General features: G+C 46.7%; 19 protein-coding genes. 4 read left to right on the forward strand and 15 right to left on the reverse strand.

The window, feature by feature from the left end; genetic code table 11:
- Positions 1-82 precede the first annotated feature (82 nt).
- Positions 83-2,008 carry a type IV secretion system DNA-binding domain-containing protein gene (locus tag QUB56_RS10760; protein WP_332955137.1) on the forward strand — a complete coding sequence of 642 codons (1,926 nt, stop codon included), beginning with the start codon at positions 83-85 and terminating at the stop codon, positions 2,006-2,008.
- A gap of 109 nt (positions 2,009-2,117) precedes the next feature.
- Here QUB56_RS10760 and QUB56_RS10765 read toward each other — a convergent pair whose 3' ends face one another.
- The 6 genes from QUB56_RS10765 to dnaN form a co-directional block, all read right to left on the reverse strand.
- Positions 2,118-2,744, reverse strand: coding sequence for a hypothetical protein (locus tag QUB56_RS10765; RefSeq protein WP_332955138.1), 627 nt, complete (start codon positions 2,742-2,744; stop codon positions 2,118-2,120).
- Positions 2,745-3,234: 490 nt separating this feature from the next.
- Positions 3,235-4,533, reverse strand: coding sequence for a ParB N-terminal domain-containing protein (locus QUB56_RS10770; RefSeq protein WP_332955139.1), 1,299 nt, complete (start codon positions 4,531-4,533; stop codon positions 3,235-3,237).
- 704 nt (positions 4,534-5,237) lie between these two features.
- A complete protein-coding gene (locus QUB56_RS10775; RefSeq protein ID WP_332955140.1) occupies positions 5,238-5,570 on the reverse strand; it encodes a hypothetical protein in 333 nt (110 codons plus the stop codon).
- A gap of 267 nt (positions 5,571-5,837) precedes the next feature.
- Positions 5,838-6,803 carry a DNA polymerase III subunit delta gene (gene holA, locus QUB56_RS10780; protein ID WP_332955141.1) on the reverse strand — a complete coding sequence of 322 codons (966 nt, stop codon included), beginning with the start codon at positions 6,801-6,803 and terminating at the stop codon, positions 5,838-5,840.
- The gene (gene dnaX / locus QUB56_RS10785; protein WP_332955142.1) at positions 6,800-8,251 is read right to left on the reverse strand and encodes a DNA polymerase III subunit gamma/tau; all 1,452 of its coding nucleotides are present in this window, start codon (positions 8,249-8,251) and stop codon (positions 6,800-6,802) included. Before dnaX ends, holA begins: the two co-directional genes overlap by 4 nt.
- 84 nt (positions 8,252-8,335) lie before the next feature.
- Positions 8,336-9,772 carry a DNA polymerase III subunit beta gene (gene dnaN / locus QUB56_RS10790; RefSeq protein WP_332955143.1) on the reverse strand — a complete coding sequence of 479 codons (1,437 nt, stop codon included), beginning with the start codon at positions 9,770-9,772 and terminating at the stop codon, positions 8,336-8,338.
- 268 nt (positions 9,773-10,040) lie between these two features.
- On the opposite strand from dnaN, the gene QUB56_RS10795 reads away from it, so the two are divergent.
- Entirely contained in the window at positions 10,041-10,643 is a 603-nt protein-coding gene (locus QUB56_RS10795; RefSeq protein WP_332955144.1) for a Uma2 family endonuclease, read from the forward strand.
- 211 nt (positions 10,644-10,854) lie between these two features.
- Here QUB56_RS10795 and QUB56_RS10800 read toward each other — a convergent pair whose 3' ends face one another.
- The 7 genes from QUB56_RS10800 to QUB56_RS10830 form a co-directional block, all read right to left on the reverse strand.
- Positions 10,855-12,252 (reverse strand): AAA family ATPase, encoded by a 1,398-nt coding sequence (locus QUB56_RS10800; RefSeq protein ID WP_332955145.1) that lies wholly within the window; start codon positions 12,250-12,252, stop codon positions 10,855-10,857.
- 367 nt (positions 12,253-12,619) lie between these two features.
- Positions 12,620-12,814, reverse strand: a complete 195-nt coding sequence (locus QUB56_RS10805; protein WP_332955146.1) for a hypothetical protein — start codon at positions 12,812-12,814, stop codon at positions 12,620-12,622.
- A gap of 393 nt (positions 12,815-13,207) precedes the next feature.
- Entirely contained in the window at positions 13,208-13,522 is a 315-nt protein-coding gene (locus QUB56_RS10810) for a hypothetical protein (RefSeq protein ID WP_015211720.1), read from the reverse strand.
- Positions 13,494-13,841 carry a hypothetical protein gene (locus QUB56_RS10815; protein WP_332955147.1) on the reverse strand — a complete coding sequence of 116 codons (348 nt, stop codon included), beginning with the start codon at positions 13,839-13,841 and terminating at the stop codon, positions 13,494-13,496. Before QUB56_RS10815 ends, QUB56_RS10810 begins: the two co-directional genes overlap by 29 nt.
- Positions 13,842-13,941: 100 nt before the next feature.
- Positions 13,942-14,526 carry a hypothetical protein gene (locus tag QUB56_RS10820; protein ID WP_332955148.1) on the reverse strand — a complete coding sequence of 195 codons (585 nt, stop codon included), beginning with the start codon at positions 14,524-14,526 and terminating at the stop codon, positions 13,942-13,944.
- A gap of 91 nt (positions 14,527-14,617) precedes the next feature.
- Positions 14,618-15,235, reverse strand: coding sequence for a hypothetical protein (locus tag QUB56_RS10825; protein ID WP_332955149.1), 618 nt, complete (start codon positions 15,233-15,235; stop codon positions 14,618-14,620).
- A gap of 1,072 nt (positions 15,236-16,307) precedes the next feature.
- Positions 16,308-16,853: a tyrosine-type recombinase/integrase gene (locus tag QUB56_RS10830; RefSeq protein WP_015211723.1), complete on the reverse strand. Its 546-nt coding sequence runs from the start codon at positions 16,851-16,853 to the stop codon at positions 16,308-16,310.
- 16 nt (positions 16,854-16,869) lie between these two features.
- On the opposite strand from QUB56_RS10830, the gene QUB56_RS10835 reads away from it, so the two are divergent.
- On the forward strand, positions 16,870-17,031 hold the full coding sequence (locus QUB56_RS10835; RefSeq protein WP_332955150.1) for a hypothetical protein: 162 nt from the start codon (positions 16,870-16,872) through the stop codon (positions 17,029-17,031).
- A 317-nt stretch (positions 17,032-17,348) separates the two neighbouring features.
- Here the strand turns inward: QUB56_RS10835 and QUB56_RS10840 are convergent, their stop codons facing one another.
- Entirely contained in the window at positions 17,349-17,942 is a 594-nt protein-coding gene (locus QUB56_RS10840; protein ID WP_332955151.1) for a hypothetical protein, read from the reverse strand.
- A 600-nt stretch (positions 17,943-18,542) separates the two neighbouring features.
- Entirely contained in the window at positions 18,543-22,289 is a 3,747-nt protein-coding gene (locus tag QUB56_RS10845) for a DUF3987 domain-containing protein (RefSeq protein WP_332955152.1), read from the reverse strand.
- An 849-nt stretch (positions 22,290-23,138) separates the two neighbouring features.
- Here QUB56_RS10845 and QUB56_RS10850 point away from each other — a divergent pair.
- On the forward strand, positions 23,139-23,462 hold the full coding sequence (locus QUB56_RS10850; RefSeq protein ID WP_332955153.1) for a helix-turn-helix domain-containing protein: 324 nt from the start codon (positions 23,139-23,141) through the stop codon (positions 23,460-23,462).
- Positions 23,463-23,916 lie beyond the last annotated feature (454 nt).

Genomic DNA, 23,916 nt, shown 5'->3' on the forward strand with positions numbered 1-23,916 from the left:
TCTGCAAACACTAAGTTGTAGCTACAACTGAGGTCATAGTTAATTGAGCGATAGACAAAATATTGAATTCAGATAGATACTTATGAATTTTGAGATTAAATTTTTGATAGCACAGGCTAACTCTACTCCAGTTCTCGCTCAAGCCCAGAGGAGAACCCAGCAACCCACACCCCTATCATCAATTGACTTAGGCGGTCTCTTCCAACAATACAATAACCCGGATGGATATCTAACAATAGGAGCGCTGATATTCCTCCTCTTACTGTCTCGGTTTCTGGGAAATGGAAAGGGCAAAATTACTACTGGCAAAGTGTGCGGAACTTCCGAAAAAATGGCAGCCACTCAGCTTGCGTTGAAACAAATTAAGGAGCGCAAGCATAATAAAGTCACGCTCTGGTGTGGCAGTCCTCGCTATTGGTGGAAGGGGAAAAAACTTAGAGGTTTTGTTACCACTATTCAGACAGCTTTTGGTTCTCCTCCCACTGTTTGGCTCCCTCATGCAGAACGGTCAACTTTAGTAATTGGAGCACCTGGCTCGGGTAAAACTTTTTCTACAATTGATAGGGCACTAGAAAGTGCAATGGTGCAAGGATTTCCGATTATTCTCTACGATAAGAAAGGCGATCAGCTCAAACTCCACGCACCTCTGGCAGCGCGGTATGGCTACCAAGTGTCGGTATTTGCACCGGGAGAACCTTATTCAGGCATCATTAATCCCCTCGACTTTATGAAGTCCCCTCAAGATTCGGTCATGGCTGGGGAAATCGGTCAGGTTATTAATAGAAATGCGAGTGCAGGCAATGGAAAAAGTGATGAGTTTTTCTCTAAAGCTGGAGACTTATTGGCTAAAGCACTCCTTCAATTAGTCAAGGGTTCTAGGTATCCAGATATGGCAATGCTCTATGCAATTTTGAGGTTGCCAAATTTGGTAAAGCGGATTGACTATGCGGTTCAATCCCGTCGAATCGATGAGTGGGTTGCCACCAGCTTCAACCAATTTTTGAGTGCCAAAGAAGCAGAAAAAACTATTTCAGGAATTCTGACGACAGCGGCCGGAACGTTCAGCAGTTTTATCCAAGCTGACCTGTTGCGAGCATTTTTGGGAAAGTCGGACATCCCAACGAAAATAGAAGGCCGACAGATGATTATTTTCAAATTAGATGACGAGCGGCGCTCCGTCGTGGGGCCTCTGCTAGCAGCCGCGATTCACCTCCTCGTTGTGTCCAACTTAAGTCGCCCTCGGAAAGACCCACTGGTTATTTCACTCGATGAATTTCCCTCCATTCGATTGGATCGGATGCCGCAGTGGATTAACGAATATCGCTCGAATGGAGCTTGTTTCATTCTAGGAATTCAGAGTTTGGAGCAACTGTACGAAGGGTACGGAGAGAAAATGGGGGCGGCGATCGCCTCTGCTTGCAGCACTCATATTTTATTCAATCCGGGTAACACTGATACTGCAAAAAAATACTCCGAACGCTACGGAGAAAAAGAAGTTTTGCTCAAAAGCAAGTCCACCAGCCGTTCAATGGGCGGCCAATCTCAAAGCAATCAATCTATTAGTTGGAACGAGTCGCTTCAAAAAATGCCGCTATTTTCGGTGGACGAAATTTTGCGGTTCCCCCAGGGCCGGTGTGTAATTACGAACCCCGGCTACAGTTCCGGCGGCGAGGGGTCAATTCCTTACGCGCTGACCATACCCATTCCCAAAGCCGATTTGCAGCGCCAAAGCGAGAGCGAGGCTCTCTGGGATGCAGAGGTCAGGTTCCGGCTGGAGAGTCGGGTGCAACTTGCAAGTCTTGACCAGCTTACAGCCGCTTTGTACGATCGCATTGAGGAAGCAGAACGGATGCTGCCTCTGCCAGACGCCGGAGGTAACGTTCCATCCCAATCGCCGACGCCGCCAGCTTCAGGCAAGAAATTTGGCTCTGACCCGCTAGACTCAGTTGTCAGTAAAACTGGGCGTTCTAGGCGGGTTTTTGCCACTGGCAGCATTGGCAAGCGCTAGCGGGAGTGTGGCAGCCAATGGAAAATTTTCCATTGACCTTGACCTGGAAGTTGGGATCGATTCGGATAGCAAAAGCCGCGATCGGATTCTGAGCGGCTGCGATAATAGTCTAAATCTCTACCTCTGGAATTCCCTCAATGTCGAAATGAGTGAGGGGCGCGCAAGCAGGCGGTGATGTTCTTCGAGCAGCAACAGGCCATCTCGCCTGTCCTGCCAGCGCGGACGCGAGCCAGTCTTTCGCCTGCGCGTGTTGCCGGCTGTCCCAACTGATTTCATGCCTCGTCCCCGGATGGGCGGGGTGCAGTGCTAACACGGTCAGCTTGATATTTTCTGGCGACAGCGAGAGAGATTCGGCTGCTGTCCACAATTTTACTCGGTCAGACCAATTTAATGCAGGATGGCGGATTGCCCATTCAATTAAATGGACGGATTGACGTTCAAGAAAAGCTGCATTGGCGTTGATTTGTACGCATACATCTTTATTAAGCCTAGCGCTAAACTGAGTATCGACTAAGAATGTAGGAGGTTCCCATTCAAATACCTCTGGAAATAGCAAACTAACTTCCATAATCCACTTATCCACTTTGGGATTCGCAAGTAGCAGGGGTTCAGTGGGGAGTTTCAAGAAAGTTTGTTTCATTATTAGTTGAAATTCCTCTTGTTTCAATTCAATGGGAACTGTTAGTTGTGTCGGATTGGCTAAAAAATTTAAATCAGTGAGGGTGATTAATTGCATAGGTGGGTAAGACAGTTACAGCTTACCCAGAGGGCGCGACGCTAGTCGCCTGGATGCTATTTATTGATAATGAACATTTTGGTTATCAAATATTTATAAATAAGAGTTGAGCGACTTCAAGAAAAATGCTCACGGGCGATCGCCACTTGAGAGGGTTTCGAGTACAGGGAACTTCAGTTTAAGGGTGATGTCTCAATGCCTGCGACTACGCCATTGCTGCCCAGGAACATTGTTAATAACCCTCTCAAGCAGTCATCATGCTTGTCGAGGTTAAGGAGCCTCAACGATTGACCTATCAAGGTTTCAGAGGCGTTGTCACCCGCGTCAGACCCGGAAGCGAAAAAACGAGCCAAACAGTTATAGGTTGCACTGCTCGGCTATGGTAGCGACGAGTTAAACTGCGACGCAGCAGCACTCAATGCTGTGCGATCGCACATTCAAACTCATTGGCAAACAGATCATCGGTTAGTTTCAGTAAAAAGGAACCTTACTACAAAGCCTGCTCGATCGCCCGCCGCGCCAATTCCACCTGTTCCACAGCATCCAGATAAGCTAGCGCTGCTGCATCCCAAACCACTTTTCTCTGCATTCTGTTCAAGACGATTTTCCCAAACTCGTACACCGTGCCGAAGCTTTGCAGCCTGAGAATTCGCTCAGCTATTGAGCAAAAACTCGGCGTTGGGTTCAATATCGCCACCACATCTGATTGAAGGAGCGACACCACCTCTGAACCCATATCGACTTTCAAAGTCGCTCCAACCTCCACAATCCGGCCCCAAAATCCATTCCACTTCCTTTCCGCTATTTTTTCAGTAGGAATAAAAGGAATTTTGACCATGACCCATGCCCCCGCGCTGTCTGGACCAAAGCGCGTTTTGACTCCCTCACCCGTAATTGGTTCGCAAGGAGTGCAAGTTTTACATTCTCCACCGCAATCGCTTTCTTGAACCGGCTCGCTACTACTGCTGCCCTCGGTTTCCTTCGAGGCGGAAGATTTTCTCAAAGCAGCCTTAATCAGAGCTTTAGCTTGTTTCGGGGTTTTCGCTGCTCCCGACGAGATCGCAGCCAACGCCACTACTCGCTTGTCCTCCTGCATTTTCGCAAGTTGATACCCTACATCTATGCTGTGGTCATTAATAATGTCCAACCACTTTGCAGCCAATTCGGGGCGGTCTTTCTTGAGCTCGTCGGCAGCTTTGACGGCAATGCGCCCTTTCCTGTAGTTCCTGCCGCACCCCAAGCCGACTATAGCTGCCACAATATTTTCCGTTAGTTCCATTTCTCTTGGAGTCAGACCTAAGTCGATCGGGTTCAATGGAAAATTTTCCATCAGCGGTTGCTGGTTGTCCGACGGCGGCTCTGCTGAGTCAGCAGCTTCGTGGCGAGCTTTCTTGGCAGCATGTCTGTTCCTCAGCTCTCTAGCTATAGGCTCCACAACAATTCCTTCCCGAATTCTCTGTACTGGACTTTGGTGGCGGTGGCGGTTTTCTGCCACCAAGACGAAGAGCTCGTCATCTTCAGTCTGGAAGTGGCGGACAATAACTGGGACAAACTTCCAGCCCAGCGCGGATAGCGCCCTCCACCGCCGATGGCCGCTGACGATCGTGCCATCTGTTTTGACGGTCAGGGGTTGGACGTAGCCTTTGAGTTGGATCAACTCTACCAGGTCAGCAATACGAGCGGTGCACCCGTAAATTTCCTCATTGCGAGGGTGAGGCTTGAGTTGGTCAAGGCCAATATGCTGAATCGCGTCGCTGACTGAGAGCGACACAGTTTCATTTTTATTCATTTGGATAGCCCTGGTTGTTTATTTGGGGATTGGGGCTTTGTACCGAAGGCCTGCTAAACCCAATAAGGTTTCCTAACAGAAAGCTGGGGTTATTCTCTGTCGGGGCGGCGCGGGCTGTATCGGCAGGTCGCCTTCACTGTCAAAAGGTTCGCTGCTTTTACCTTCTTAGAATAGCATATTTCTTGAACTAGCAATGCGCTGCTTAATGCTATAAGAAAAGACTACTTTATTTAAAGCTTTTTAAATTGTTATTGATTATAATGATATCGTTATAGAGCGGCTCATGAAAATGATTTTGTTAATGGCTATCGCCTACAGTTAGGCTGTACTTCAAGGTACTGAAATCTAGAAAAAGCAGGGAAGTAAATATGTTTATTATCGCAAATAACCTAGCACCAAATACCGCAAACAAAGTACATTTCCCGTTTTTTAGATGGATAGCCGTGGGTTAATTATCTCGATCGGTACTCATTAGAAGTCAAAAAATTAATGAATTTAACTCAAAATAAACATCGCTTTTATCAACAGAAAGAAATTAACAGCCAGCCAGGAAAACCAGAATATAGTTTTTAAATAATGTTTTTGGGTAAAAATATCCCCGATTTACAGCGGCTCCTGCTGTTATAAGGTACAAAAGATAAAGAGAAGTAGAGGCGTAAAGAAGTAATTGCAGCCCGACTTGGGCAAGAGGTCTACAGTAATTTTTATTTCAGGCAAGAGCTGACAGCAAAAATTATACTAATGAGGGAAAGAAATCCCCAAACTAAGCAAACAACATCAGTCTCTTTTTCATAAGTTAAACCCATTTTTTCACCTTCTTCAAAGTTTTCAGGGGATATAATAGAAAATATTGTACATCCCATACCAAAAAGAGTAATAAACCAATACCCAGCACCATAATGTGCTAGACATTGATGGCACTTAAAGGTATGTGATAGCCCAAAAAGACACCTCATTTCTTGAGTTGCAAGAGTAGAAAGTAGTCCAAAAATAATCCCAATAATTGTGAGTCTGGTTCCTCTAGACATCATAGGCAATTTTAAATCTGTTTAACTCAACTACTAATACAAATTGCGATCCCCCTCATGCCTAAGAAACTAAAGGGCGATCGCGAATTACAAAATATCCCATTAATGGGATGCACCTACAAATAAAGGAGATGCACTTACTATGATAACAACAGAACAGACAAAAGCTTAGCTTTTAAATCCACTTGCTCGATTGATGACCAAGGAAGCGATCGCGCAATTGCTGAAAGTCTAGCTGGAAAGGATTCGGGAGGTACGCTGCTGGCGCTATGTGATTCACTTTACTTTCTTAGGAGGAAACTGTTGGGCGATCGCCAGAATTGCAGGCAACATGGAATCCCCTTTACGCCCAAGCTTCAGCGAACCCTCTAAGTCAAGCAGCAGGGACACCGCAGACGAAAGGGATGTTAGAGAAGCAGCAGCTACTTCTTTTCTCAGAAAGTACACTCGCTTCGGGTTAGCAATTTGACAAATCCGGGCAATTTCAGCGTCTTGCTTAACTCCTCCAACTATCGCCGCTTTCACCCACAACCAAGTTCTAAATTGAGCAATCAGCGTCGCACAAATCGCCAGCGGGAAAGTTTCTATTGCCAAAAGTTCAAGCAGCAAACAGACTGCTCCCTTAGAGTTATTTTCCCTCAGCGCTTCGGCAAGCTGAAGGCTATTTTTAGTGGTTGAAGGAACCAGCGATCGCACTTGGTTTAAAGTAAGGTTCGCGCCGCTGCTCAGGGTCGCCAGTTTGTGCAGTTCTGATTCGGCGCGAGCAGGATTGTTCCCGATCGCAATCGCCAAGTAATCAATAGCATTTGAGTTCAGCGACAGCCCTATTGCCAAAGCTTGAGTTCGGATCGATCGGGCAATGAGATCCGTTCGCCAGGGGGGAATAAGGTCAAACTCGAACAGCTTAGCTTGAGAAAGCAAGAATTTTGCCACCTTCAGGCGTTTGTCAATGGAAGGCGCTACAAAAACCAGGTGCGTCTTTTCCGGCACCTGCGGGAGCAACTGGAGAACCTCCAGCGCCTCTTCAGTAAACTGTTTGAAATTACACCCTTCTATCACCACTAATTTCGCTTTTTCCGTTCCCAAAGCAGGAGTTAAGGCGCAGTCAACCGCCTCGTCCAATGCTGAAGCATCAAAGCGATGATAATTGAAGCCAATCCAAGCGGGGTCGAGGTTCTTTTTAAAGGCAGAAAGCTTTTTGTGAATCGCGTGGAGGTCATCCCCTATCAGCAAGCTAATCATGGATTTTTCTCCTCAAACGACACTTGATAGCGGACGCCCGTTGCAGCCAGAAATATTTTCTGCACCTTAGCTGCGTTCCGGTTGAACTTGTCCAGGTATTGGGCGGGCACGGCCAGCACCGCTTTCTTTTCGGTCAGTGCTACCAGGGAAGCGGCACAGAGTAAAGCGCGGTTCTTTTCAGAAGTTTCTGAGAGTACCTTTTCCCAAATGGCTCGCTCTTTGGAACGAGGTGATCGCAACTTGGAGGTACTGGGCAGCTTCTGGGTGCGATCGGGCTGCCAAGAGTTGCCACTCGCGTTCTCTGCGGCGTGGGGTTTTAATTGTGGCACCCTTGCCAATCCCAGCAAGCAGAGTTCCAGCCACAGCGTTGGGTGAGCGCTCTTGCTGAGCTGCCATTCCGAAGCCTGCAACTGTTCGAGGCCAGCAGCGATCGCATTGCAGTCCCAAGCAGAGGCAATTTCCATCAGGGCCGAGTGCGAAATGCCGCTAACTAGCATCAGCGAACAGTCCGGCACGCTCGTTGCAAGCAACAAGTCCCGGTAGCAGGCTAGCAGCGACGCCAGCAGCATTTTAGGGCTTTTCCCGCTGTCAATGAGTTCGCGGGACAGTTGCAGCAGCTTCAGCGCGTCACCGGTGCGGGCCGATTTCAAAATTGCAACTAAATCCGACTCCGGTATCCGCCCCGACAGTTCCAATACGTGAGAGTTAGTAATTTCCTCTCCTAATAAGCTCAACTGGTCGAGCAACTGCAAGGCGTCCCTCATCCCGCCATTCGCGGCGCGGGCGATCGCAATTTTAGCTTCTTCGGCAATTGCAACTGACTCTTTCTCAGCTATCATTGTTAGCTGTTTGACAATGGCTGGGATTGGCAGCGATCGAAACAGGAACGTTTGGCAGCGGCTGTTAATTGTTGGCAGCACTTTGTGTTGCTCTGTTGTACACAAGATGAACACTACATGATGCGGAGGTTCTTCCAAACATTTTAGAAGAGCGTTAAAAGCTTGGGAACTCAGGCAGTGAACTTCATCTAAAATAAACACTCGGTAGCGGCTGATAACTGGTGCGAAGTGCGATCGCTCGATCAGGCCGCGAGCGTCATCCACGCCGTTGTGGGAAGCCGCGTCAATTTCAGCAACGTCTAAGCTGCTGCCTTTTTCAATCGAGCGGCAGGACTGGCACTTGCCGCACGGCTTTACTGTGGGTTTGTCTGCACTGGTGCAGTTGAGAGATTTAGCTAAAATGCGGGCCGTTGAAGTTTTGCCCGTTCCCCGTTCGCCGGCGAACAAGTAAGCCGGAGCAATTTTATTAGTTTTGACCGCATTGGAAAGTGTCCTTTGGATGTACTCCTGTCCGGCCAGTTCAGACAAGCTACGAGGGCGGTATTTTTGAGGCAATGCTGCGTACATGATTGAATCGTTAGGTAATTGTTTGCTGAGAATTAGAGTCATATTTGCGGAGTTTGCACCCAGAATAGAGAAGTAAAAAACTAAATATTTTTACTTCTGCCAAGCGAGCCTTTTCTGCAAAAGACATCATTCTTTGAAAATCGGCATTAACAAGTATTTGGCATCCATTAGGATGTTGGGCTTGGAGCGGTTGCCAGCAGGAACTAAGATGGCGGGGCCGTCGCGCTGAGTGAGGTGCATTTGGAGTTGGGAACTAGCGATCGCTTTTGCACCTTCCAACAGGTATTTTATGTTGAATGAAATTGAAAAATTGCCGTCTGAGTTAACGTGCGCAGCCATCTGTTCCAAGCCGTTTCCAAATTCTCTGAAAAGCGACAGTGACACTTGCTGTGCTTCGCTATTAATGCGGATGCTGAGCGTTTTTTCTTTCTTGTCTGCCAGCACAGCAATTCTCTCTATAGCTTTGATGAAAGGTGCTTTTTCCAGCGTTACCTGATGTTGGAAATCCTGCTGCAATAAATCGGGATAAGCTGGGTATGTGCCTTCTAAACAGCGCGTTACTAAGCGCTGCGCTCCCCACCGGAATTCTATCAAAGCGTCGAGAGTGCTGTAAGAAAGCTCTACTGGGTCAGCGGATGTCCTGCTCGATAAAATTCGCTCCAGTTCAGCGAGCGATTTAGCTGGGACTGTAAGCTCTAGAGGCTGTGCAATTTCCGCTTGTTTCTTCTTAGAAAAACCTTGAATTGAAGTATTGAGGACAACCAAACGGTGGCCGTCTGTGGCAGCAAATTCGAGGCTATCTTGGCAGATTTTGAAGTAAACACCTGTCAGGATGTGCTTGCCTTCATCGGTAGCGGTGGCAAACAGTGACCCTTTCAGCCCTTCTTTCAACGTTTCAGCGGGGATGCAAATTGTTTGCGCTGTTTTTACTTCAGGAATAGCAGGGAATTCTTCACTCGAAAGCCCTCGAACTTGATAGCGACCGCAAGCAGCAATTAGGGTAGCAACTGGACTGTTGCTAACAGCCTCTGGCAAGGTAGCGCTATTCCCGCTATCTTCGCTATCTTCACCTTCGCGATTCAAGGCTTCGCGACTGACCAAAGTGATATCTCCGGGCGAGAATTTCCCGACAATATCGCTAAGTAGCCCGACAGGAATGGTCATGTCGCCGGGAGATATCACTTTGGCATCAAAGGATGTTTGAATGGCCAAGCTCATGTCGAAAACGCTGAGTTGGACTCGCTGCGTTTTTTTGCAAGCGACTAAGAGGACATTTCCTAACACGGGGTGGGTGGGTTTTGCTGGGACAGCTTTGCTGACAAGTTCGAGATGGTTGGCTAAATTGTCTTGCGTGCAGACGAGCTTAATTTCTGCTGGCAAAAGCTGGGGAGAATCGCCTGCGCTATTGGAGGAATTGCGAGCGGATTTTTCTTCAAGTTTTGGTTCATCTTCGACCAAAGGTTCGGTTTGTTCTAAGGGAACACTTGCCTTGCGTTTGATTTTGGAAAATCCGCTTTCTTTTTTTCGGCTTTTAGCTGTCGCGGTGTGGGATTTGGTTTGCATCTTTGTGCGTTAAAATAGCTGCTAAGCGGGGGCAGCGCTAGCTGCCCAGAGAATAGCTTGCATTAGCAGCTTGTCACTCAACTTTAGATATAAGATTTGAGTACGATTTTTAGATAAAATCTGAATTCAAATGCAATCTCTAAATATTGCAAATGTTTCCCGCCATAGTAAAAAAAGTAGGGTGAGTCAGATAATCAACCAGAAATTTCAACCCCTTACCGTTCAATCTGACGCACCCTACAAGTTAGACTAAAATCTCGCTAAAAAAATGACTCAAACCATCTCACTCACAGAAAACATCTCCCTGAAGCTGCAAATGTCACCTGCCATAGACATGACAGACGAGCAATTTTTTGCCTTCTGCCAGCAAAACCGGGATTATCGAATTGAACGCAACGCCACCGGAGAAATTACCATTATGCCACCCACAGGTTCCGAAACAGGAAATCGCAACTTTGATTTAATTGTACAACTGGGAATCTGGACAAGGCAAAACGGAACAGGAATCGGTTTTGATTCTTCTGCGGGTTTCACCCTCCCCAACGGCGCGATGAAATCCTCTGATGCTGCTTGGATAAAACTGGAAAAATGGCACACTCTCACTCCCGAACAGCAGCAAAAATTCGCTCCTATTTGTCCTGATTTTATCATCGAGTTGCGTTCTCCCAGCGACAACCTGCAACCCTTGAAAGACAAACTGCAAGAATATATCGATAACGGTGTTTCTCTCGGTTGGTTAATTGACCGGAAAAACCGTAAAGTTTACATTTATCGTCCTAACTCAGAAGTAGAATGTTTAGATAACCCCGCTACTCTCAGCGGCGAATCTATTTTACCCGAATTTGTGCTACAATTATCAACTCTTTGGTAAATAATATGGCAATTAAAAGCAATTAAAAGCGATAAATTTACAGGTCAATATCTAAATACCTGTTTTAATTCTACGCCAAAACGCCGTACAAGTCAACCCCCCAGCCGGGGATGGGCGATCGCGCTTGCGCTGACTCGATGGCGGAGGCGTAGCCAGCCACAGGCATCGCCCTTAAACTCTAAAAGTGCCATTCACCCAATATAAAATGGGTTTACTTACTAACAAAAACCCGGTGCTTCGCACGACTACAACTCACGTACATAAGCTGATTGTGCGCTCGAATACTGTCGCGGTATTCTTTGACAAATTGAGTTTTTTGACTAGGGAAAACTTGAGCAAGATACAGCAATTTACTAGCGACTTTCCTGCCGATGTCACTGCTATCAATTCCCACCTCCGTGAAAGTAGAGCCTTGAGAATTGTGTACAGTAATTGCCCAACAATTTCTCATATCTGCAAAGATTTCACAATGGTCGTACCATGCCTTCCATAAGCTCGGATTGCTTTTAGCATTTTGCAGCAACCTAGCATTGTCCTGTTGGAATCGGCAAGCGTCACTTTCGTGGAGGATGTAAATTTGGCGTTGGTCGCCTGCATCGGTTTTAACCTGGAGATTCCAGGCTTTATAGCCAGAGTACCTATCCTCTTGAAATTCGGCAATTTCCACTTCTGCTGATGTGGGCAGGATGACGGTTTTGCCGTCGGGAGCAATAACGGGAGCTTTAGCAATCAACCTCTCTCCAATAATAAATCTGGGAGCATTTTTTCCGTAGATTTTGGCTCTGATTTTGCTATTCCAGTAGGCGACGCGCTCGTTAGTGTAGCAGAGGATGCGAAAGCAATCAGGGTCTTGAGGGAAAGTAGAAGAGAACTTTTTTAAGGCGTATTTCAGCAGCGTTTTTTCTCTGACTAAGAAGGCTCCGTTTTTTTTATCAAGGCTGAATTTGGAGAAGGGTTTGAACGCCTTTTTGCTCTTGACAGCCGTGCGGCAAGCTGTTACGAATTCTAGCAGGGGGCTGCCCGCACCTTGCCTGACGACCTCTGTTAAAACGGCTTTTTCAGGCACGCTGAAGGATTGAGATTTTTTCTCTTCTATTTCGCCATTATTAACAGGAGGCAATTGTGCGGGGTCGCCCATAACAATAAGCTGCCGATTGCTGCCGATGAGTAAAGCGCTAGCAATTCTTTCTTGAATAATATTCCACAGTTCTGCTGTAACCATACTGCACTCATCGAGAAAAATGGTGTCGTACAGGTGAAGGAAAGAAGGAGAAACTTGTTTGAGGATTTTATTTTGCCCCTGTTTGACTGGAGCTAATCCCAATAGCTGGTGGATGGTCATAAAGTCTACTCCTCTCAGTCCTTTTTCAGCAGCCATCCGTCGCAATACGCCTACAGCTTTATTGGTGGGAGCGGTGAAAGCGACTCTCTTTCCGGCCCTGACTAATTGTTCTGCTACCAGGTTGACAAGGGTTGATTTTCCCGTACCTGCATATCCAAATAGCCCGAATACCCGTTTAGAACTTGCTACAAATTGTTCGAGGAGTTGGAGGGCGTTGTTTTGTTGAGAAGTTAATTGAAAATTCGGTTTTACCAGTGTTTGAATCATAGGGTTGGTTTCTTCCACTATCTTTCAAACACTAATCAGCGCTAGCTGAAGTTTACACAATCATTAATTGATGGAGACGATAATAATAACTCTAACAGGAATTACGCATAACCTCTATATGTAGGGTGAGCCATAAGCACCTTACCGCTACCAATAGTGTATTTAAACACTTGGGGCGTAAGTCTTGTATAATTTGTTCTGTTGATTTGACTGCTACTCAAATTTTCCATAGTTAGGACTTATGCACCCATCAAAAACTCTCCCAGTTATCAGTTGGATTGATAACTAGGAGAAATTGTGGAGAAGCGGAGTTATTAATCTAATGCAGGTACTTTGACTAATTCGATTTCAAAATAAGCTTGGCCCATCAATCTTGAGGCAAAACTGGCTGTTCTTGACTATCAAAAATAATCACAAATGTGCGATGTTTAACCAACCGGTGCAAAACCCGCAGATGCTCATCTGCATCGTTTCTCTTGCGAAATCGCGCCACAACAATACGCTGGCAATTAGGAAGTAAGCGAATTAAGCACCACGGGTGCAACTTCTCAAAATAGGTCATTTTAACCTCCTGATAACAGTAACAAATTGTGTTTGTGTTTGATTACCTGCCATTACCTTAATTGAAACAATATTGTCAAAGACAGGTCACGGTGATATTGACAATTGACTATATTTGTGCTGAAACCAGCTCAAATTATTTTTTGATGCTGAAAAGGCTTGATGTATATAAAATCAAAAACAATAGTGGCGCGTCTATTTGGAAATGAGGCATTAGAAATCTCCTCAGAAACTCGCAGGGGAGAAGGGGAGAAGGGGAGAAGGGGAGAGGGGGAGAAAGAGTTTCTTTGATTCATAACGGGTGATCCGCCTCCGTGAAACGCTTTGAAGTTTATCAATTTGAGAAAACACGGGCAATTGTTCAATGCACTAATTTCAAGCAGACGCGCCACTACTAATGCACGCTATTATCTTCAGAAAGCCGACATAGCAAGGTTGCCAGTGCCTCTGGAATTTCCTCAAAATGTTCCAGCAGAAAGTCCATTACTGCCAGATGACGCAAATCGACAGGAGTAGGAAATCTTCGATTTTTTCCCTTTTTAAACCAACCCCGCACTGTAGAATTAGAACGGGAACAAATAAAAGCGATTTCCTCGTAACTCACCGCCCACTTGCCATAAAACTGCTTCGGCGTCATTCCCAATTGGCATTGGCTGTAAGCTGCAATTAAATTGCGCTCTCTATCTGTCAAAGTCTGCGGCTTTTTCATCCTCAAACCCCTCCAAATCTTCCTCCCGCGCCGTATCAAATTGACACCAATCTGCGCTCTTGGAATTAGCAGCCAGCCAAATTATGTAGCACCACATCCAGCAGCAACGGCGCGGTTCGCAGTTGTAAAATTTGCCAATAACTATCCCCCAATCAGCTTCTTCGCCAACACCCGTCCAGCGCACCATGTCGCCGCACTCAAAGCGCGACGTGTGAATTTTGGCAAAATTAGCAGGCAATTCGATTGAAGGTGGCATCCCCTTCAAATCTCTTAGCAACAGCGCCGAAATCAAATCTCGACTTCCTTTTAAGATTGACATAAGTTCATAGCTGTGAATCGATTGCACCTGACTTTTTTTGACAGGTTTTCAGGCAAATTTCTTGATAAAGAAATTGCAGCGCGATATTCCCCTAAATCAATCAACTGAAATGAAGCTGTGTAAATTCCTTTCTCCGGCATAATTGCCCTGTTTTGAAGTTAAATGCTAACCCGTGACCCGGGCAGGTTCCTAAATTAGGGTGCTTGGTATTTGGCAAAAGTTTATAACCTTTGTGGGGGCAAATATTACCAGGCAGCAAGGAGCAATTCGAGTAAGCTTCCTCCAAGCGTGGCAAGAAGTTGTAGTCGGCTGAAAGGATTGGTATATTGCGGTAGCACAAGCGCACCACTTGTTTTATTTCGATAACTTCACAAGCTAATTGAACTCGTGCTTGCCAATCTTCAGCAGTTTCCCCGTCTGTGAAGAATAAGTTGATAAGTCGGTCATGCCAAAAGCGAAAGTCAAAGTGATAGTGGAGCGGTTCAAACTTGAGAATTTCTGCATCAGAGTGCGGTCGCTCAGGAAGTATAGGAATCCAGAAAGGGATGATTTTCCCTGGAAATCTTGATTCCCAACTGGGAGGACACCAGCTTTTTACGCATTGTACAAGCGCTCTTTCTCCAATGGCTACTACTTGATTCTGTGTTTTATTTTTGTTACGGAAATAGGCAGAGTTTTTGGCCATTAATTAGTGTTGCTAGGAATTGGCACTAATACCAATCTCTCTCATAGTTACAAGGAAAGATTGCGTTCGCTTAATGGTAATGATTCTGTTGTCAAAAATTTTTATGGATGCGTTGCAAAAATCTTGGCAGTACAGAAATCGCTGTCCAATTACCTTTATTAGCAGCTTCGAGATATCGCCGGAGCAAATCTTCAGTTACTTGTTGGTCAAGCCAATGCCCCAATTCCACTAGCTCCTGCTTTTGTTGTTGATTGTGCCCTGCCAAGAACTCAAACATCCCCAACTTCTGGAAAGTGGAAATGTCAAAGTTTGCCAGTTCTTCCTCAATCCAATGCCTGAGCTGTTCAACTTCTTCTGGTGACAGAGTGGGCAGCGGCGGGTGCTGGATGTTGAGAAATTTCTCTACTTCTGGGTAATTTCCGACGTACATCTTTCCTTCCAAGCGATCGCACACAATTGCATGGGTGGGAAATTCATCATCGGAACCGAGGTGGTATGGTTCCAGATCGAGGGCGAGAGCGGGATGTTCAGTAAGTGGCTCGTACACGGCATAATAACTGAAGGTCCCTAACCCTCTACCATCAGTCCAAGTAGCTTTGCTGCCCATATAAAACATGGCGAAGTATCGGGAATCACCAACGATACCCACCATTTCTGGCAGCATGGGCGGTAGTGGTACTGGCAGTAAATTCAAGTTGTTTCCGTTCAAGGCGAGATAGCCTCCCTCTTTGAATTTTGTGTGGTTAATTGAAAGGGAGCCAGTTAACTGAAATAGAAGTCAATCCTAATTCTTAACAGCTAACTGGCTTTTTTGAGGGCGATCGCCCGTGATGAAGGCTTTCCTAGGTGAATGCGTTCGCTATTGTTAAGAATGGATGAAACTTAAATGAGCAGGTCACTCCCAATAGCGGCGATAGCCGCTCTTTGACCAGCCCAGTAGGAGCGTGCGATCCTCTTCGAGAGCTGCGCTAACGACGTATTTACGTCATCCTAGGTGTTCGCGATCGATTAGAAACAAGATTTATTGTCGTGAGCCGTTGAAAAAAATCAGAGCGAGCGCTCCTCTTCTGGGGCTGCGCTAACGTCGTCAACAACCAAATGGAAGGTGTTTGAGAGCCTTCTTCACGCGCGCGTGACAGGGCTGCCGCTCTTTGACAAGGCCAAACCTGTCTTGTACTGATAAATTTGTCAGTTCAATCTTCTGACTATCAATGAATATCCCTAGATTTTTACAAGGGCTTTTCGCCCGAAAATAGCTTAATTATTTGAGCTTTTTTTAGTGATATAGTAGTCGCTACCAACCAAAATTACCCCAAATATCTAACTTTTAAGGGGTAAATATTTGGCAGTTTTTGGGTGTAATGACAATCAGGATTCCGGTGTATTTACTGCTGGTGTCGCACTGATAAGTACCTTCGGTTTGTTGATTGGTGGAGTCATTTTTAATGATTTGGGCATTTCCTAGCATTTGCAGCAGTAAGTATATATCTATCTGCCCTTTGACTGGTTCCGTAAGATAGTTTTTATGGAGTTATGGGGATTACGTCAATTACAACTCAAGAGTCAGGAAAGCTTATTCACACCTCACTCTTGAGCAGGCGGCTCAAACCAGTCAGGATTGTCGCGGATAGCAGTTGCCTTTGTTTTAGCTAAAATACATCCGGCAAGAAATGGGTAGCCATCGCGAGCCTTGCGTCCAAATATCGCCTCAATTCAAAGAAGACTTACGGGAGAGCCCTTCAACTGTTGAAACAATCTGGCGAACCAAAGTCGCGATAGCTTCACTTCAGAATCCCGAGCGCCTTGACAAGCTGTTCCGGCTGCACTTCTAAATAGCGCTGGAGGCTCGACAAATTTTTGTGACCTGATATCTCCATAATTACCCGCAGTGGCACCCCAGCATTGCTCAAGTTCGTCAGTGCTGTCCGCCTCATCGAATGTGTGGAAGCTCCCTTAATTCTTACCCGTTTGCAAGCTTCTTTAAAAATCAAGTCGGCCTGAGAGCGTGTCAAAGGCTTCGTACCCTCTCGCCCAGGAAACAAAAAACCCGCATCTGGATTGTAAGCCAATAAAAACTTAGCCAACATGGGATGTAGCGGCAGCGTTCGCGTTGCTGACTTGCCCTTAGTTGTCGCTTTCCGCAGCGTCACCACACCGCCAACAATGTCCTGAGTTGTTAAAGCTAACGCCTCTGAAATACGACAGGCACAATAAAAAGTCACAGCAAACAAAAGCCTATCCCTTGCTGTAACAAAACCCCGGTCGAACAGCCTAGATATTTCGGCGGGCGTCAAAATCTTAGCACGCCCGTTGCCTTGAACCTTCACGGCGCAGCCCTCCAAAATGGAAGCTCCCTTATTATTGGACGAAAGTGCGGTTTCGTCAAGTCTGCCGAAAAGCTTTTATCGCTTGATGGGCCACTTGCGGGGCGCTGCGCCGAGGATGCCTTCGCCCGCGCCCTTTATTGCAGTTAAATTGGCTTTTATTGCTACTCAACTGACTTAAATTCTCAGGCAAATTGATAATTGGCAAGGTGGCGATCGCATCTATGAGGTCTCGGAAGGTAACAGGTTTAATTGCCGCCATAACAGTACGCTCAAATAGAAGTGGCGCTTGTAATAATTTGATTATACTATTTTTTGATTCACTTTGCAAGTTGTTTTGCTAGTTTTGTTCCCCTTTAATAAAAAATTAGGATTTTATTGAAAAATCGCTTATTCTGGTCAAAAGAACTGCCCAAGCCTTACGAAGGCTTGGGCATTGTTATAAGTTTCGGAGGGTAAACGAGTACGCTGGTTGGTTGAGAAACTTTTCGTTCGCTGCTAGGACACTGAACGCGCACTTTCACCTAGTTCGGAAGTAGCAGATGCTAGGGTATTTGCAATCACCGCTTTGGGAGCAAGCTTGAGGATGATAGGCATCACAATTAGGGGAGAATTTTCCAGCCGATTTTTGATTTGAGCCTGCAACCATTCAATAGAGGAATCAGAGCCGTTAACTTTTTGCTTGAACCCCAGTTCTGGCGCAGCAGCTTTGATGGCGCTAGCAATTTTGCGAGCTTGCCTAAGTGAAATCAGCGAAGTATTAACGGCAGGAAGTGAGGTTGTGCTTGCGCCTGAATGTGCGGCAAAATCAATTGGTTTTGCTGGTTTGTTTGGTGTTTTTTTGCCTGTGGTCTGATGGCGAGTGTGATGGGAGCTGGCTGGTTTCTCAATTTCAATTGTTGCTCCATTTACCTCGCTGTTGGCACTGTCAGATTGCGCTGCGGCTGTTGCCATATTTACTTCAGTTCGATTGTTTGTGAGTTCTTCCGATTGGACTGCTTCAGGCTCGTGCAGGAATGCTGAGGCTAAGCAAAAAAGGGTGGTAAAAAGGAAAGGCGGAAATAGTACATCGTTAATAGTTTCGATAGTCATCTGAACAAAAAACTCCAAATCAAATTTTTCGCGGTAAGCATTGCTAACCTTTTTTAGATTGCAACAGTTGACAACATGGTGCAGCATGGCTACACGGGCTGAAGAACCGGAGAATTAACTTCATCCTTTTGGATGATTAACTGAGGAGAAATCCACCTAATCTGATAATTTATTCAACGGTCCCGGCCTGCTATACAAGGATCTAAGCGGTTTCAGGAAAGCGAAAAGTTGTGTTTTCTTTCTTTGCGATCGCCCACACGGACGGGCGCCAATGCGAGGGGACAGTGGCGGGTGAGCATTCAGTCGTCACAATTAGCACTCTCTGCGGAGAGTGGTTTCAGTAGCTGACTTTTTTAGCTGCTCCGCGACGGTAGGCGCGGAGGTTAATCAAAAATTAATCGGACATTACCGATTTTACGGAGTGGTGCGTCCGTGAGAAAGGCAATGGAAAATTTTCCATCATCGACAAGCTGACAGGAGGCGCGCGATCGCGCGGCCTTCCATCCCACAGAAATGGAGTTCAACTTGGACAGTCACGTTGTCTAACACGATCCGCAAATTGCCTGTAGGCGTCATTATTCCGTTTTTCGGCTTTAGTCGTTACGGGGAACTCGCCTCACTTTCGCCCAGGGTTGGGCGTTCGGTCAGTTCAACAGTGGGGCAAGGTTGGTCAACAGGTGTTGTGGAAGTCTGCGGCTCGGTGGGTAGAATAGCGGGATTGGGCAGAAGATGGGGGCGAGAGCGAGCTGTGGCAGCCTCCTCGTCACTATTGCCTCGGACGCTAGACGCGCCTGGAGGTGCTAGTTCCGTAGTGCCAATGCGGTCGGGCGGTGCAGTCGGTTTTGGCACGCGCTCGCCGTATAGCGGGTCGCTATCCAAGTCTGAATCGTCACCTGGATCTAACTCACCCTTCCATTCGCTGTTGGTATCGTCACTTGGCTCTAACTCACCCTTCCATTCACTATTGGCATCGTCTCCTTCACCGCCTAACTCGTCGGAAATTCCGACTTCGTTCCGACCATTTTCCGACAGATTTTCATCGCCTATAATTGGCTCTGGCTCAACCTCTGAAACCTCATCAATGTCAGAATTCCGACAATTCCGACACATTTGAGCAGGCGGCGAATCCTCTTCTATTTCTGATTCGCTCACCGTCGGCGCTGCGGTAGCAGGTGGCGAATCCTCTTCTATTTCTGATTCGCTCGCTGCCGACGCTGCGGTAACAAGTGGCGAATCCTCTTCTATTTTCAATTCGTTCACTGTCGGCATCGCAGTAGCAGCTTCCGATACCGAGGCGCACATGGATGATGCCGGACTCACCCATTCATCTTGTAAATTGCCGGAGCGCCGCGCTGGAGTGTCGGAATTGCCGGAATAGCGGGGAAAAGGGGGTTCAACGTTAACCCTGGCAAGCGCTTGGGCCATTTCTGGGATGCCGGAACTTTTGCCGGAATCTGTCGGAATTCCGACGCGGGTTTTAGATAATGGAAGCGCTCGAATGCGGAGGTCTTTTCCCTTGCCAGAGAGAAGTGCATACCCGTTTTCTGTGAGAACGGCGAAGTTGGAGCGAATTTCAGCTAATGTGGGTTTGCGCTTGCACCGCTTGAAGACGCTGTTCTGGATTTGAGCGGCTGAAACCTCCTCCCCCTTCCGCAGGGCATAGGTGTAAATTAAGGAGAGATGGGCTCCGGCCGAATCGGAGGCGTGGTTATTCGTTTGCAAGATGCGGAATTGCCCGATGCTGAACTTAGCCGCCGCGATCGCCCGCTCTAAGGTATCGAGGCCGACGCGCAGCGGGTCTGGCTTTTCTTCGTACTTCAATTCCATGCAGTGCAGCAAGAGGGCTAACCTCAAGGTTTGAGACAGCATTTTGCCCAAATAGGCATAAAATGCTGGGTCTTCAAATTCCACTGCTTCTTGGTTGCGCCTGACTTCTTCCCACCACCGCTTCCACCGCAGATGAGCCTCGGCCGTAAACGATAGCAGGACGGGGGGCAATTCTCCATCTTCACTTTCGGCAGACAACCCCGCTAGCCGTCGGAGATCGCCGTGGAGCGATCGCAGGTGGTCGTACAATTCTTGCAATTCCCCGGAGATTGCAACTTGCGAGTCTGACCAAACTGCAAAGTTATCAGGAGTTGACGGCACCGCTATTAAAAAGCGGCTGATTAGCCCGTCGCCGTCATCGGGGTCGCTAAACAATTGTTGGACTTTGGATAATTGAGTAGCCCCTGTTAAATTCAAGCACAAATCTTTAAGTTCAAAGGCATCTTTATCGTCAGCCCGTTCAAATTCAATATCTGCGGGCGAGTTCCACATTTGTAGCAGGATTTGCCGAGTATCTCCCCCCTTGTCTTTATACTGATCCAGCTTCAACAACCGCACCAATTCGTCGAAAACCCAAGCGCTACCAGTCCTGGTAGAGAGTTCGCTCATCCGCCGCAGAACACCTTCGGGACTTCCTGCTTCAATAAGTTGCTTGGGCACGGGGGGAGGCATTGAAGCTTTAAAGACTGCGGGATTTGACGGGCTATTTTTGAGTTTTTCTTTCTCTTGAGTAGATTTTTGTGGCCACGCTTCTTCTAGCTTTTTTAAGTTTTCTTTGAGCCGATTGTATGCGGATTTGGCTCGCTTGTAACGCTGTTTGATACTGCCAAAAACGGCTCGCATTGTCTGGCTTTTGCCAGCCGAAGCTAAAGCAACTACCATTGTCCAGAAGATAGGATACTCTATCCAACTGTCGGCTATTGTTGCTGCTTCTTTGCCAATCATTCCAATATGCCCCCCCATTTGGCTACCGCAAGCGGAGAGGAGGTATTGGTAAATGTAAATGGGGTCGATGCGGTCAGAAGTGGCTTTAGTCAAAATTGCTTGGGCTAGAGGAGCGGGCAGAATTTGAGCGATGTCTAGTTGCTGTTGGCGGTAATTGAGGATTTTTTTGAGTTTTTGAACTTCTTGTGCGTGAGTTGCTCCGTAACTAATATGAGTTTCTACTTCGGTGGCTAAATCTTTGACTCCTTTCAAAGGAAACCTTTCACGGGCGGATAGTTCAATTAAAGCGGCTGTCTGTTGGGGCGGGTTGATTTCACTGTTAATAATGGCAGTGACGCGATTGTACAAGTAGTGATCGCTGTTGGAGCTGTTGACACCGGAGCCGTTAGAAGGTGAACCAGAATTAGGTTCGCTGCCGCCCGTGCGATCGCCCTTTTCAGAGTTTTGGTTAGTAGAATTTAGTTCGCTAGCATTGCTAATGTCCTGGAAGTTTTGAGTTGCTTTCTGCTGTCCATTTTTTTGACTTTCGGCTGCACTGTGTCCCTTAAATGGTGAAGTCCACCCATCCTGTTGAGCCCAGTAAGCTAGCGTGCCGATGCCCACCCCACTGCTTTTGAAACTCCTCCATTTTTTGTCGCATTCTCCCGGCTTGTATTTGGGGGATTGGCGGCTCCACTTGTCCCATTCATAGAGGAGAGAATCATCGATGGAGTTGAGAACCATTCCCACGCCGCACCATTCGTCGTAGTTATCGGCGCGGCCGGGAGACAGAGCAGCTAGGTAGGATAGCGCCCAATCGATATCAGTCCACTCCGGTTCTGGGCGGTGAGTGCGGTGTAGGTGTGGCCGGCGGGGGGCGGGAGCGGTAGAATTGGCAAGAGCTTCTTCTAGAGCTTTTTCTAGAGGGAGGAGTTCAGAATTTTCTGATTCCCCCAGCGGTTCGGTCAGCATTTGTTCAACGATCCACTGCGGGGCTAATGCCACGCTCGTTTCATCGGGAGCGCAGCCTTTGAGCCAGACGTACTCGCCAGTAGTCGGGTGGACGCTGGGAGGCAGGCAAGATTGCAACCCCGCCCAGCGGAGTTCGAGCTGTTCGCCTTTGCCGTCGTCTCCGATAGCGTCTGTGGGGAATTTTTTGGTGCGGATAGCTCCGGCGTATTGTTCTGGGACTAGGAATAGGTATTGGCAGCGCCCAGGACGACCGGAGGTAAAGGCGACCGTTTTGGGTAATTCTTCTGGGCCTGAGAGTTCGAGAATTTTTTCTCTGGCAGAAGCTCCATCCTGGTCTAGCGCCATTAAGTAATAGGTATCGCCATCGATGGTAACTGGCGTACCCGTTATCAGTCCGTAGCCTTTGGGGTAGCAGCGGTATTGAGTGCGATCTGCTTTGTCTACCGTCCAGCCGTTGGTTGTAGCTTCTTTCATTTGGGCGGGACTGAGCGGTTTTTGCTGCCAGCCTATGCCCTGTGGGACTTTTTTGCCGTCTAGCAGGCAGAGCTGCCAGTCAGAAGGAATCCGAGATAAGCCTTGAAAAAGACGAATATTTAGGTCGCTAGAGGATGAGTTGTTAGACATGGAAAGCTCCTACATAAAGGGTTTGCGGGAGCCGGAGTTTCAAACAAAAAGGTCTTAGATGTTAGAGTTACCAGAACATATCTGTTGATTCAGAGCTTCTGATTTGGTATTATTGGAAAACTAACACTAAAATTTTTGGTTCCCAAAGGGGCTAAAAATTTCGGCAGGGACTAACTCTAAAATTTTTTGCTCCCAAAAGGGCTAAATATTCCGGCTCCCAAAAGGGTTAAAAGCTTCAACTCCCAAAAGGGTTAAAAGCTCCGGCTCTGAGAAGGGTTAAAAGCTCCGGCTCCCAAAAGGGCTGAAAGCTCCGGCTCTGAGAAGGGTTAAGAACTCCGGGTATGACTGTGATTAGGATCGGTGGTCATAACTGTCAAAAGACCCCGGTTATTTGATTTGTAAGAAGCGTTCTGGTTAAAGAAAAACGTTCAGAATGGGGATTCTAAGGTTGTTTTTCTGACTAACTGTTCGCTTTGAGTCATCCAACAGCCTCACTTGCGACTCGGCTAGAGTTTAGAGTGAGGCAATATTTTTATCAGAAAGGGTATACTCTCAGAAAAGCCAATTATTGGCTTGTATTAGAGTGATGGTCATAAGGTTGACCATAAACTATCCTATAGCCGACCATAAATTTGATCAAGTAAAGATTTGTTAAAGTCAGGTTGAGGCCTCACCCTCAGTTACTTCTACACCCAGGGCAATCGCATCTAATTGAGGCTTGACGAAATACCTTAAATGTGTAGTTACTTCAAACGAGGGATTTGCGACGGCCGTTAGATAAGTTATCCTGGTATAATGTAGGCCGTCTAATCACCTCTGTCGTTACTCCTTGGCTAGTGGGAAACTGGAATGTCAGCAAAAGTAGAAGAAAATGTAGTAGCAGATAGTCAAATCCACAAACGTCTCGGTCAGTTAATAACGGCGTTGGTGGAAGATGAGCGCGTGGGTAGCTCTAGGGAGTTAGGGAGACTGACTGGAATTGCATTCAACACGCTAGCTAACTGGTGCGATGGAAAAGCCGATCCAAGGCTGCAAAAGTTAATGCAGTTTACCTATGCAATAGGTTGGTCGATGACAGAGTTGATGCAGTTTGTAGAAGGAGATGAAGACCCCCACGAGGCGATCGCTCGTAAAAAAAAAGCACAACAGCAGAAGTACCGTCAAGCGTCTTAACAACAGAAAAAGATCCATTTATTCAATATTTCAATGCCACGCTAACTGCCGAACAAATTCAAAAGCGCAACTTATTTTTACAGCGTATTAAAGCTGATTTATTACCGGATATAACATCCCGCAAAAGGCTTTATGTCTTGTTAATAGACAGCATGGCAGTTAAGGGTATTTCAGAATTAGATATCTTTGAAAGAATTTCCATTTCAGAGAAATTACTGTCAAAGATTCGGAATCTCGACATGGAATTTCAGTTCGGTCGTTCCTACTTAGAACAGTTAGCGCCCTATCTTTTTCAAGTGGAGGATTGGGAAGAGTTAAGACCTGTTTTTAAGGTGCCATATATCTCTTATCAGGGGTGGGTTGACAATCTTATTGAAGACTTGCAATACAATCGATCGATATGCAGATCTACCTCTAGCTTACGAAATCTTTAATAAACCAGAAGTTATACAGC

The sequence above is a fragment of the Microcoleus sp. AR_TQ3_B6 genome (assembly GCF_036702785.1).
Lineage (GTDB): Bacteria > Cyanobacteriota > Cyanobacteriia > Cyanobacteriales > Microcoleaceae > Microcoleus.